Source organism: Pseudomonas sp. GW821-FHT11G12 (genome assembly GCF_058808055.1).
Map to the genome: position 1 here is coordinate 733,460 of NZ_JBXARH010000002.1, position 12,508 is coordinate 745,967.

The 12,508-nt window shown below is 60.1% G+C and carries 9 protein-coding genes; 3 read left to right on the forward strand and 6 right to left on the reverse strand.

Annotation, left to right across the window (positions count from 1 at the left end; all coding sequences use genetic code 11):
• Positions 1-2: 2 nt before the first annotated feature.
• The 4 genes from AC1RR7_RS11110 to rpsU form a co-directional block, all read right to left on the reverse strand.
• On the reverse strand, positions 3-3,749 hold the full coding sequence (locus AC1RR7_RS11110; protein ID WP_102619783.1) for a bifunctional diguanylate cyclase/phosphodiesterase: 3,747 nt from the start codon (positions 3,747-3,749) through the stop codon (positions 3-5).
• A gap of 126 nt (positions 3,750-3,875) precedes the next feature.
• Positions 3,876-5,723 carry an RNA polymerase sigma factor RpoD gene (rpoD, locus tag AC1RR7_RS11115; RefSeq protein ID WP_096817878.1) on the reverse strand — a complete coding sequence of 616 codons (1,848 nt, stop codon included), beginning with the start codon at positions 5,721-5,723 and terminating at the stop codon, positions 3,876-3,878.
• A 67-nt stretch (positions 5,724-5,790) separates the two neighbouring features.
• Complete coding sequence (gene dnaG, locus AC1RR7_RS11120) at positions 5,791-7,758, reverse strand: DNA primase (RefSeq protein ID WP_102619785.1); 1,968 nt, start codon at positions 7,756-7,758, stop codon at positions 5,791-5,793.
• Positions 7,759-8,239: 481 nt separating this feature from the next.
• Positions 8,240-8,455 (reverse strand): 30S ribosomal protein S21, encoded by a 216-nt coding sequence (rpsU, locus tag AC1RR7_RS11125; RefSeq protein WP_002551877.1) that lies wholly within the window; start codon positions 8,453-8,455, stop codon positions 8,240-8,242.
• Positions 8,456-8,654: 199 nt separating this feature from the next.
• Between rpsU and tsaD the strand changes: the two genes are divergently transcribed.
• Positions 8,655-9,680 carry a tRNA (adenosine(37)-N6)-threonylcarbamoyltransferase complex transferase subunit TsaD gene (tsaD, locus tag AC1RR7_RS11130; protein ID WP_039768071.1) on the forward strand — a complete coding sequence of 342 codons (1,026 nt, stop codon included), beginning with the start codon at positions 8,655-8,657 and terminating at the stop codon, positions 9,678-9,680.
• Positions 9,681-9,703: 23 nt separating this feature from the next.
• Here tsaD and plsY read toward each other — a convergent pair whose 3' ends face one another.
• Complete coding sequence (gene plsY, locus AC1RR7_RS11135) at positions 9,704-10,273, reverse strand: glycerol-3-phosphate 1-O-acyltransferase PlsY (RefSeq protein ID WP_493157403.1); 570 nt, start codon at positions 10,271-10,273, stop codon at positions 9,704-9,706.
• A gap of 74 nt (positions 10,274-10,347) precedes the next feature.
• Between plsY and folB the strand changes: the two genes are divergently transcribed.
• Together folB and folK are read left to right on the forward strand one after the other, a co-directional pair.
• Positions 10,348-10,704 (forward strand): dihydroneopterin aldolase, encoded by a 357-nt coding sequence (gene folB, locus AC1RR7_RS11140; protein WP_064599849.1) that lies wholly within the window; start codon positions 10,348-10,350, stop codon positions 10,702-10,704.
• On the forward strand, positions 10,695-11,216 hold the full coding sequence (folK, locus tag AC1RR7_RS11145) for a 2-amino-4-hydroxy-6-hydroxymethyldihydropteridine diphosphokinase (protein ID WP_096817884.1): 522 nt from the start codon (positions 10,695-10,697) through the stop codon (positions 11,214-11,216). Before folB ends, folK begins: the two co-directional genes overlap by 10 nt.
• A gap of 42 nt (positions 11,217-11,258) precedes the next feature.
• Here the strand turns inward: folK and AC1RR7_RS11150 are convergent, their stop codons facing one another.
• Positions 11,259-12,488, reverse strand: coding sequence for a multifunctional CCA addition/repair protein (locus AC1RR7_RS11150; RefSeq protein ID WP_493157404.1), 1,230 nt, complete (start codon positions 12,486-12,488; stop codon positions 11,259-11,261).
• Positions 12,489-12,508 lie beyond the last annotated feature (20 nt).

The window sequence follows — 12,508 nt, forward strand, 5'->3', positions numbered from 1 at the left end:
GATTATAGCGACGGTTTCTCGGCTGTGCTATCCGAAAAATCTGATACGGCTATGCGAAGAAACGTTGCGGCGAATTCCTCCGGCGGTAGCGGCAGGCTGACGATGTAGCCCTGGATCTGTTCACAGCCTTCGGCGGCGAGGAATTGTTGTTGGGCCTGGGTTTCCACGCCTTCGGCGATCACAGTGAATTGCATGCTGCGGCCCAGGGCGATGATGGCGCGGACAATCGCCGCGTCGTGCGGGTCGTCGGGCAGGCCGCGGACGAAAGACTGGTCGATCTTGAGGATGTCCAGCGGCAGGCGTTTGAGGTAGCTCAGCGAGGAGTAACCGGTGCCGAAGTCGTCGATGGCCAGCTGCACGCCGAGGTGTTTGAGTTGATGCAGCACCGCCAGGGCTTCTTCGGCCTGGCTCATGATGAAGTTTTCGGTAATTTCCAGTTGCAGTAAATCCGGCCTGAGGCGGTTGTCCTTGAGCAGTTGTTCGATGCGTCCGAGCAGGTTCGGCTGGCGCAGCTGTGCGCCGGCGAGGTTGACCGACAGTGGGCCCAGGGATTCGTAAATCTGGTTCCACTCGAACATCTGCCGGCAGGCGGTTTCCAGCACCCAGTCGCCGATTTGCAGGATCATGCCGTTCTCTTCCGCCAACGGTATGAAGTGCTCCGGCGGCACCTCGCCGAAGGTCGGGTGGCGCCAGCGGATCAGGGCTTCGGCGCCGACCAGAGAGTGATCGTCGAGGCTGATTTTCGGTTGGTAGTAGAGGTACAGCTCCTCGCGTTCGATAGCCCGGCGCAGTTCATGTTCCAGCGCCACCCGTTCGCTGGCCTGGGCGGTGAGGTCGCGGGTGTAGCTTTCGACGCGGTTGCGGCCCTTGGCCTTGGAACGGTACATCGCCGCATCGGCGTTCTTGATCAGGGTGGCGACGTCACAGCCGTCACGGGGATAAAGACTGGTGCCGATGCTGGCGCTGATGAAAAACTCGTGCTCGCCCGCCTGGAACGGTGCGCCGAAACAGTTCAGCAGTTTGGTGGCAATGTTGTCGGCATCACCGGCCTGTTGCAGCCCTGGCAGCAGGATGATGAATTCGTCACCCCCCAGTCGCGCCACGGTGTCGATGTCGCGCAGCTGTTCTTTGAGGCGTACGGCAATGCCCTTGAGCAGCAGGTCGCCAACCGGGTGGCCGAGGCTGTCGTTGATGTGCTTGAAGCGGTCGAGGTCGAGGAACAACACTGCGCCCAGGCTGCCGTTTTCCTGCTGGCTGTTCAGCGCCATCTGCAGACGGCTTTCGAACAGCGTGCGATTCGGCAGGCCGGTCAGCGGATCGTGGTGGGCCTGGTAATCGAGTTTGGCCTGGGCGTGCTTGAGGCTGGAGATATCGGCAAACACCGCGACGAAGTGGGTGATGAACTTGTCGCGATTGCGCACGGCGCTGATGGTCAGCCAACTGGGGTATAACTCGCCATTCTTGCGTCGGTTGGAAATCTCGCCCTGCCAGTGGCCTTCGTCAGTCAATTGATGCCACATCGCCGCGTAAAACGCGCTGTCGTGCAGCCCTGAGGCCAGCAGGCGCGGGGTATGCCCGAGCGCCTCGCTTTCGCTGTATCCGGTGATTTCGGTAAACGCACGGTTCACCGCACTGATGTGCTGTTGAGTGTCGGTGATCAATACGCCTTCAGCGGTGCTCTCGAACACAGTCGCGGCCTGTTGCAGTTTTTCCTGCATCAGGTGGCGCTCGGTGATGTCCCGGGCGATGGTCAGCATGCAGTCTTCGTCGCCGATCGGCAGTGGACGACTGGACACCTCGCAGAGGCGGATCTGCCCGTCACTGCGGCGGATGTGGCAGGTGAAATCGCGAACGAAACCGTCGCGGTGCAACAGATCAAGCATCTGTTTGCGTTCGTTGAGGTTGACCCAGATCCCCAGATCCAGCGCCGAGCGGTCCACCGACATGGCGCTGTTGAAACCGGTGATGCGGCTGAAACCTTCGTTGACCTCCAGCAGCAGGCCATCGCTCTGGCGCGACAGCAGCAGCCCGTCCGGCGAGGCGTGGAAGGCCTTGGCGAACTTCTCTTCGGAGGTTTGCAGTTGTTGCTGGGTTTCCTTGAGTGGAGAAATGTCGCGCACCACCACGACCAGCGCCGGTGTGGTGTCGAGTTCGAACGGTTCGGCAGAAATCAGCCCGGTGAACACCTGGCCATTGTTGCGACGAAAGGGCATCTCCAGGTTGCGGATGCTGCCAGCCTGCAGGCGCTGCAGCAGGCCCGGCCCGACGCCGGGAATGCCCCAGATGTTGAGTTCGGTAGCGGTCTGGCCGATGACTTCTTCAGCTCTCAGCCCGATCTGCTCTTCAAAGGCCTCGTTGACCTCCAGCAGGCAGCCGTCGGACAGCCGTGCAATCACCAGAATGTCCGGGCATTGCTGGAACACCGAGGCGAATTTCTGCTCCGACAGGCGCAATGCTTCTTCGGTGCGCTTGGTTTCGCTGATGTCGATCATCAGACCGCGCATCACCGGCTCGTGACCGTGTTCGATCAGGCTGACGATATCGCGCACCCACAAGCAACGGCCGTCAGCGGTGATCACCCGATAATCGAGGCTGTGATCGCGCCCGGCAAGGACTTCGTGATCGCAGAAGCTCTGCGCGCGGGTCAGGTCTGCCGGGTGGATGATGTTGCGCCAGAAGCCCGGTATCAGCCAGTGCGACAGTGGATAACCGAGCAGATCCTCGGCGTGGGGTGAAACGTAGCTGTAGGTGAAATCGCTGATTCGCGCTTCCCAGGCGATGGCCGACAGGCTCTCCACCAGTCCGCGATAGTGGTATTCGCTGCTGCGCAGTTCCTGCTCGAGGTCTATGCGTCGGGCAATTTCCGAGCTCAAGCGGCGGTTGATGCGGATCACCACGGCCAGGATGATCACCAGCAGCAACAGGCCAGGCAAGCCGTAGACCAGCAGATCCGACCAGAATGTCCGATGATCGAGGACGTTGCCTACCCAATGTTCCTGAATGCTGCTGATTTCTTCCGGGGACATGTCGGCCAGGACTTTATCCAGGATGCTCACCAGCATTTTCTTGTCCCGGGGTACCCCCATGGCCAGTTGATAGCGATAGGGGGTTTCGCCGCTGACATACAGCCCGTCGAGCTTGAGCTGGCGCAGGCTCCAGACGCTGGAGGCGAGATCGCCGACCACCGCGTCTACTTCATCTGTGGCCAAGGCCTGCAGGGCCGAGCTGACATTCGGCATGGCGACCAGATTCAGGTCGGGGTGATGGGTGCGCAGCAGTTCGTGAGGGGCATAGTTTTCGACAACGGCGATTTTCAGCCCGTACAGATCCTCGATCTTGCGCGGTTGCGGGCCGCCGACGTGGGCGAGGATGACGATCGGAAAGTCGAGGTAGGGTCGGGTGAAAGCCAGGTAATTCTGGCGTTCCGGGGTGGACATGATGCCCGGCAGCAGATCGATGGTGCCGTTTTTGGCCTGTTCGAGCACCACCGTCCAGCTCACGGGTTCGATCGGTGTCAGTTTGATCGCCAGGCGCTGACGGATCACATCGATATAGTCCGCTGCCAGGCCCTGATAACGGTTCTGATCGTCCCGGAACTCAAATGGCGGCCACGATGCATCGACACCCAGGCGCAAGTCCGGGTGAGCCGCCAGCCAGCTACGTTCTTCATCGGTCAGAGTCAGCGCGTCAGCCGTTGCGGTCCAGATCATCAGTGACAGCAAAAAAAGCACGGACGCCAGTCTGGGCATAACGGTCTCGTTATGGCTCGGGGGAATGTTTCGAGTGTAGACGGGCTGTGCGCGAGGGAAGGGCGGAGCGAGGTATTTAATCTGCCCCATAAACAAAACCCCCGGCCTGGGCCGGGGGTTCTGGTGTCACTCGTCGAGGAAGGAGCGCAGATGCTCGCTTCGCGTCGGGTGGCGCAGCTTGCGCAGCGCCTTGGCTTCGATCTGACGGATCCGCTCGCGGGTCACGTCAAACTGTTTGCCGACTTCTTCGAGCGTGTGGTCGGTGTTCATGTCGATACCGAAACGCATGCGCAGTACCTTGGCTTCACGGGCAGTAAGGCCGGACAGTACTTCGCGAGTCGCTTCTTTCAGGCTCTCAACAGTGGCGACATCGATTGGCGACTGCATGGTCGAGTCTTCGATGAAGTCACCCAGATGGGAGTCTTCGTCATCACCGATCGGGGTTTCCATGGAGATCGGCTCTTTGGCGATCTTCAATACCTTGCGGATCTTGTCCTCAGGCATCTCCATGCGCTCACCCAGCTCTTCCGGGGTCGGTTCGCGACCCATTTCCTGCAGCATCTGCCGGGAAATACGGTTGAGCTTGTTGATCGTCTCGATCATGTGCACCGGAATACGGATGGTGCGGGCCTGGTCGGCGATCGAGCGAGTGATCGCCTGACGGATCCACCAGGTGGCATAAGTCGAGAACTTGTAACCGCGACGGTATTCGAACTTGTCCACCGCTTTCATCAGACCGATGTTGCCTTCCTGGATCAGATCGAGGAATTGCAGACCGCGGTTGGTGTACTTCTTGGCGATGGAGATCACCAGACGCAAGTTTGCTTCAACCATCTCTTTCTTCGCGCGGCGGGCTTTCGCCTCACCGATCGACATGCGACGGTTGATGTCCTTGATCTCGGCGATGGTCAAACCGGTCTCGGTTTCCAGCGCGGTCAGCTTTTGCTGGCAACGGATGATGTCCGGTTGCACGCGGCCAATGGCTTCGGCGTACTTGCTCTTGCCTTTGGCCAGGGCGTCGGACCAGCTTTCGTCGACTTCGTTGCCCGGGAACTGGCGCAGGAAATCGGCACGCGGCATACGTGCATCACGTACGCACAATTGCATGATCGCGCGCTCTTGCTGACGCAGACGATCCAGGGCACTGCGAACACGCTCGACCAGGGCTTCGAATTGCTTCGGCACCAGTTTGATCGGCATGAACAGCTCGGCCAGGGCCAGCAACTCGGCAACGGCTGCCTTGTTGTGACGACCGTGCTTTTTCAGCGCCTTGCGGGTGATTTCCATCTGGTCAGCCACGGCGCCGAAACGCTGGGCAGCAATGACCGGATCCGGACCGCTTTCGGCTTCTTCTTCGTCATCGGAAGCTTCGGCGTCATCGTCCTCGGAATCGTCGTCCGCTTTCGCGGCTTTCGCATCGATCGGCGGCGGCACTTCGGCGGCTGGCGGCGTGATGCCGTCGTCCGGGTCGATGTAACCGCTCAGAACGTCGGACAGGCGACCGCCTTCGGTGGTGACCCGAGTGTATTCGGAGAGAATGTGGTCAACCGTGCCCGGGAAGTGCGCGATTGCGCTCATCACCTCACGGATGCCCTCTTCGATACGCTTGGCGATTTCGATTTCGCCTTCACGAGTCAGAAGCTCGACCGTACCCATTTCACGCATGTACATGCGCACTGGGTCAGTGGTGCGACCGATATCGGTCTCCACCGCTGCCAACGCAGCGGCTGCTTCTTCCGCAGCGGCCTCGTCGGTATCGGCGTCGGCCAACATAAGGGCGTCCGCATCCGGAGCACTCTCGTGTACGGGGATCCCCATGTCATTAATCATGCGGATGATGTCTTCCACCTGCTCAGGATCTGAAATATCCTCGGGCAGGTGGTCGTTGACCTCGGCGTAAGTCAGATACTTCTGCTCACGACCCAGTTTGATCAACTCAATAATACGAGACTGCTGTTGCGCTTTTCCGGACATAACACCCTATCCACTGAAGGTCTTGGCGGGCAAAAAACAAGCCGAGGATTATACCTGAGCTATGACCTCACGCGCCAGTTGAGGTCGGGTTTGATGCAGGAACATCCCGTTTAAGCAACTCGAGCAGCAAAGATTTTTCTTCGGCGCTCAAATCGCTTTGACGTGATTTCCTGGAAAGTTGTTCCAGCTTTCGCTCGCGCTGGCGGGCGGACAAGCTAGTTATGGTGTCGAAAAACTGTTGTTCAAGGTTTTCTCCGTTGATCAGCCATTCCTTTTCTGCCAGGCGGGTCAGCAATCGACCCTGCTCGGTGCCGTGCCATCGCGAGATCAACTGAAAAGAGTTTAGCTGAGGATTCTTTTGTACGGCCTCAAGCGAGGCCACCAGAAGCTGGGTGTTGGTATTGTCTTCGTCCGCGAAGTGACCGGCGGTCTCGACTTTCAGGGCCAGCTGCGGGTGGTGGATCACGGTTCGCAGGGCGGCCATGATCGGTGTTTCGACGGCGGCCGGTATCCGTGGGGCACGCGGTTGATCGCGATCACCACCACGTTTGCCATTTTTGTCCCAGGGTTTCTTGTCCCATTTCTTGCCGCCGGCGCCGGATTTCTTCGGCGTCCATTCCTGCTGCGGCACATACATGTCCTGTGCCTGCGGCTGATGGTAGTCGCTGTAGTCCGGTATTGCGTCGTAATCGATGCCTGGATCGTAGGCGGGCGGCGCTTCCTGTGGTGCGCTCTGGGCCAACTGACTGACGGTCTCGCTGCTCAGGCCGGTGATTTCGGTCAGGCGCTGACGCATCAGGATCCGCAGATTGGCCCCCGGCACCTTGTCGATCAGCGGTGCGGCAAGGGTGGCCAGGTGCGCCTTGCCTTCGAGCGAGCGAGGGTCGGCCTCTTCGGTCAGTTGCTGGAAGAAGTAGTCCGCCAGCGGTTGTGCGTGCTGGTTGATTCGCGCCCGGAAGGCGTCGGTGCCTTCGGCTCGGATCAAGGTGTCCGGGTCTTCGCCTTCAGGCAGAAACAGGAAGCGCGCGCGGCGACCGTCCTGCAGGCTGCTCAGCGTAGCTTCCAGTGCGCGCCAGGCGGCGTTGCGGCCGGCCTGGTCGCCGTCAAAGCAGAACAATACGTTCGGCACGACGCGAAAAAGACGTTTCAGGTGTTCTTCACTGGTGGCCGTGCCCAGAGTCGCGACGGCATTGCGCAGGCCTTGCTGGGCCAGGGCGATGACGTCCATGTAGCCCTCGACGACGATGATTTCGTCGAGGTTGCGGTTGTTCTTGCGTGCTTCATAAAGGCCGTAGAGTTCCTGGCCTTTATGGAATACCGGGGTTTCCGGCGAGTTCAGGTATTTTGGTTTGTCGTCGCCGAGAACTCGGCCACCGAAGGCAATGATGCGCCCACGGGTATCGCGGATCGGGAACATCACTCGATCACGGAAGCGATCATAGCGTTTGCCGGTTTCGGCGTTCTCGATCAGCAGGCCAGCGTCGATCATGGCTTTCTGCTGCAGGGTGTCGCTGCTCAGGTGCTTGAACAGGTTGTCCCAGCCAGGCGGGGCAAAGCCGAGGCCGAAGTCTCGGGCAATCTCGCCGGTCAGGCCGCGACCTTTTAGGTAGTCCACGGCAGCCTTGCGTGCCGGGTGGCTCTTGAGCGCCTGCCGGTAAAAATCGGCGGCGGCGGTCAGCAGCGGATAAAGCGGCGAATCGGTCGGCTGTCGCGGTTTGTGCGAGCGGCCACCTTCTTCGCGCGGGATTTCCATGCCCGCCGCCTTGGCCAGATCCTCGACGGCCTGGGGAAAGTCCAGGTTGTCGTGATCCATGAGAAAACCAAGCGCGTTGCCGCCAGCGCCGCAGCCGAAGCAGTAATAGAACTGCTTGTCGGGGCTCACGCTGAACGACGGGGTCTTCTCTTTATGAAACGGGCAACAGGCGGTGTAGTTTTTGCCGGCCTTCTTCAGTTGCACGCGCGAGCTGACCACGTCGACGATGTCGGTGCGGTTCAGCAGGTCGTCAATGAAGCTCTGGGGAATCAGCCCGGCCATGGCGTTCTCGTCTGCGCTGTAATGGGTCCGATGCGAAGGGCGGCCGGACGATCATGGTGTGAGGCGCGCAAGATAAAGTGCGGCTCGACCAGTGTCGTTGACGTAATCGCTGTCGGGAAGTGTATCTGCCGAAAATTCACTGACGTTAGTACTCATCAGTCTTCGACTATTTGAAAGTGTTGCGCTGAATCCGCTGACGGCCGGTATGCTGGCCTCGGATAGCTCATGAAACGGGCACGCAAGCAGGTGCCTTGGGCTGATCGTCGTAAGAGGAATCAGTGGGTGTGCTCGTCAGTAGCCTTGAAAGGCTCGTCAGAAAAGACGTGCACCGCTGGCAAAAGAGCCAGGCCTGACGCGGTGAAGCGGATTTGTCTCGGTCGCGTGTGCGGCTTCGACGGTGAAGCATCAAGCGTTTTACGCAAATGCCATAAGCCCGGCTGAGGGCCGGGCTTGGCAGAAGCTTGCTACGATCGTCTGTGTATTAGTACAGACGAACGGCGCGGCGCTGTTCGCGCTGAACTTTCTTGGCGTGACGCTTAACAGCGGCTGCTGCCTTGCGCTTACGCTCAGAAGTTGGCTTCTCGTAAAATTCGCGGCTACGAACTTCAGCCAGTACACCGGCTTTTTCGCAGGAGCGCTTGAAACGACGCAGAGCTACGTCGAAGGGTTCGTTCTCTTTAACTTTGACGGCTGGCATCCAGAGCTACCTTCATTCATTACCGGGGTCAACATCCTCGCGGCAAAAGAGCACTTGAAGACGTCGGTTTTTAAGGGTTGCGGATGTTAACCCCTCAACGCTCGGAATGCAAAGCCTCTGATCGAAAACCGCTGGTCGGGGCATCCAGTGGCGACTATTATGCGCGCCTTCGAATTCAGCCTAAACAAGGCGCAAACCCATGCTAGTACTGGGATTAGAAACTTCCTGCGACGAAACCGGCGTCGCTTTATACGACAGTGAACGCGGTCTGCTGGCCGACGCATTGTTCAGTCAGATCGACCTGCATCGCGTCTACGGCGGTGTGGTGCCGGAGCTGGCCTCGCGCGATCACGTCAAGCGCATGCTGCCCTTGATCCGTCAGGTGTTGGCCGAAGCCGACTGCGTGCCGACCGAGATCGACGCCATCGCCTACACCGCGGGTCCTGGCCTGGTGGGCGCTTTGCTGGTCGGTGCTTCGTGCGCTCAGGCGCTGGCGTTTGCCTGGGGCATTCCGGCCCTCGGTGTGCACCACATGGAGGGCCACTTGCTGGCGCCGATGCTGGAGCCAAAGCCGCCGGAATTTCCGTTCGTCGCTTTGTTGGTCTCCGGTGGTCATACGCAGCTGGTTCAGGTCGATGGCATCGGCCAATACAGCCTGCTGGGCGAAACCCTTGATGACGCCGCAGGCGAAGCGTTCGACAAGACCGCGAAGATGATGGGCCTCAACTACCCGGGCGGCCCGGAAATCGCCAAATTGGCGGAGAAGGGCGTCGCAGGACGTTTCACTTTCCCGCGTCCGATGTGCGATCGCCCAGGCCTTGATTTCAGCTTCAGTGGCTTGAAGACCTTTGCCCTCAATACCTGGCAGCAGTGCGTCAGCGCCGGGGACGACAGCGAGCAAGCCCGTTGCGACATCGCGCTGGCGTTCCAGCAGGCCGTGGTGGAGACTTTGACCATCAAGTGCAAGCGTGCGTTGAAGCAGGCCGGCATGAAGCGTCTGGTGATCGCTGGCGGCGTCAGCGCCAACAAGGCGTTGCGTGTATCGCTGGAGAAAATGCTCGGCGACATGAAGGGCGATGTGTTCTATGCCCGTCCAGAATTCTGCACCGACAATGGCGCAATGATTGCGTTTGCCGGTTGCCAGCGTTTGCAGGCTGGCCAGCAGGAAAGCCTGGCGATCAGCGTGCAGGCGCGCTGGCCGATGGAGCAGTTGTCGGCGCTGTGATGAGCGGCGCTCACGTGCGGTATTTAAAAATGCCGTTCGCGCCCGGCAAACAGGTCGCGTAGATTGCCCCGGTGACGCCAGACGATCAGCAGCGTCAGCGTGCTCATCGGCAGCAGCGCCTCCGGTTCCTGCCAGGCCAGTAATGGCAGGGTCAGGGGCGTGGCGATCAGCGCTGCCAGCGAGCTGGTGCGGGTCAGATAGAACGTCAGCAGCCAGGCGCACACGGCCAGCAGCGCGGCAGGCGGGTACAGGCCCAGCAGCATGCCGGCCGCCGTGGCAACGCCCTTGCCGCCGCGGAAACGGAAGTACAGCGGGAACAGGTGACCGATCACGGCGCAGACGCCGATCCAGGCCTGATCCTGTAGTGGAAGGCTCGCTGCCGAAGCGATCAGCACCGGCAGCAGGCCTTTGCACAGATCACCCAGCAGGGTCAGGATCGCGAGTTTGCGACCGGCCAGGCGCAGCATGTTGGTGGCACCGGCATTACCCGAGCCACTCATTCGCGGATCCGGATTTCCGGTCAGGCGGCTGAGCAAAATGGCGAAGGACAGCGAGCCGAGCAGGTAGGCGAGGATCGCCAGTAACCAAAACATGCTAACTATTCCGGGCGAGGACGCCCTGATTCTAACGGCGCATTGCGCCCTTGTCGTGCAGCGGAGAAAAGTGCTTGGACAGAGTGTTTATCGAGGGCCTGGAAGTCGACACCGTGATCGGTGCCTACGACTGGGAGCGCGGCATCCGACAGTGCCTGCGCCTTGATCTGAGCTTCGCCTGGGACAATCGCCCGGCTGCAGCTGGTGACGACCTGACCCTGGCACTCGATTACGCCAGTGTTTCCACGCGGATCCAGGCCTTTGCCGAGCAATCCCAGTATCAACTGGTCGAGACCTTCGCCGAGCGTCTGGTCGAAGTGCTGATGAGCGAATTCAAGATTACCTGGGTGCGTCTGAAGCTGACCAAGCCTGGCGCGGTCCCGGCTGCCAAGGGTGGTGTGGGCGTGGAGATCGAGCGCGGATGTCGCTGACTCAGGTCTATCTCGGGCTCGGTAGCAATATCGAGCGCGAAACCCATTTGCGCGCAGGTCTGGATGCCCTGGCCGGTTTTCTGGTGGATATCCGCTGTTCGGCGGTGTTCGAAAGCCAGCCGGTGGGGATCAAGAGCGGGCCTTTCTACAACTTCGTGGTCTCGGCGTTTACCGATCTGCCGTTGATGGAGCTGGATCGTCGGCTGAAATTCATCGAGGCGGATAACGGTCGTTATGCCCCGGATCGCAAGGGGCTGCCGCTGGATATCGACGTCTTGCTGTACGGCGAGCTGGCAGGCAATTTCGACGGGCTGATCCTGCCCCGGGCCGAGATTCTGAAAAATGCCTTTGTGCTGTGGCCGCTTTCGCTGATTGCGCCGGATCGGGTACATCCGGGCGTGGGGAAAAGTTTTGCCACGTTGTGGGCCGAGGCGCAGATCGATCAGGTGTTGGCCCCGGTCGGATTTGAATGGCGCGGTATTCAGCTCACGCCTTCAGATCTGTTGAACTGACTGGAGCCATCGCGAGCAGTCTCGCGATGGCTCCAGATGTTCTCAGGAAGACGCTGATTCCTTGTAAGCCTTCAACGCCTTGAGCCGTTCGCGCTTGAGCGCTTCGCCCAGTTCGGGGCCCTGGAAGCCCTTCTCCAGCAGCGGCTGAGCCGCAACGCCCCGAGCAGCGCTGGCTGCGCCGCGCAGGTAATTCGCCTGTGGATAACTGCGTTGCTCAAGTCCTTTGCGGCCTCGTGCATCCATCTCGCACGCGACGATAAATTCTTCGAAACGCTGCGGTCGGCGATAAACATCAAAGCTCTGCAGCAATTCCAGCAAGGTCGACGCCTTCAGCTCCAGGGCGCGATGACCGTGGGTGTGGTACTGGCCGACCAGCAAGGCCAGTTCCTGACAATCCTTCGGTGCCTTGAAGCGCTCGTTGACGGCTTTGATCAGCTTCAGGCCTTTGTGCTCATGGGCGATATGCCGCGGCCATTCCTCTTCAGGCGTCAGACCTTTGCCGAGGTCGTGCAGCAGGCAAGCCCAGCGCACCGTCAGCGGTTGCTGGTGCAGGGCGGCTTGCTCAAGCACGCTCAGCGTATGAATGCCGCTGTCGATTTCCGGGTGATGGGCTTCCGGTTGCGGTACGCCGAACAATGCATCGACTTCCGGCATCAGCACTTTCAGAGCGCCACAATCGCGCAATACCTGAATGAACACCTGCGGCTGATTTTCCATCAGTGCGCGGGAAATCTCTTTCCAGCTGCGTTCGGCGGTCAGAGCCTCCAGCTCGCCGGATTCGCTGAGCTCGCGCATCAGTTCCAGCGTCTCGGGCGCCACCTTGAAGCCGAGTTCCGCGTAACGAGCTGCAAAGCGGGCAACACGCAAGACTCGCAGGGGATCTTCGGCGAACGCGGGGGAAACGTGACGCAGGATTCGATCGTCGAGATCGCGCTGGCCGTGATAGGGATCGGTCAGGTTTTGCTGATCGTCCTCGGCCATGGCGTTGATCGTGAGGTCGCGACGGATCAGGTCTTCTTCGAGCGTGACCTCGGGGCTGGCGTGAAAGGTGAATCCGCCATAACCGCGACCGCTCTTGCGCTCGGTGCGGGCGAGGGCGTACTCCTCGCCGCTTTTCGGGTGAATAAACACAGGGAAATCCGCGCCTACCGGGCGAAACCCTTGGGCGAGCATTTCTTCTGCGGTGGCACCGACCACCACCCAATCGATCTCGGTGACCGGTTTGCCCAGCAGGCGATCACGTACTGCGCCGCCGACCTTGTAAATCTGCATAAAAAACCTCCGTTGGCCCG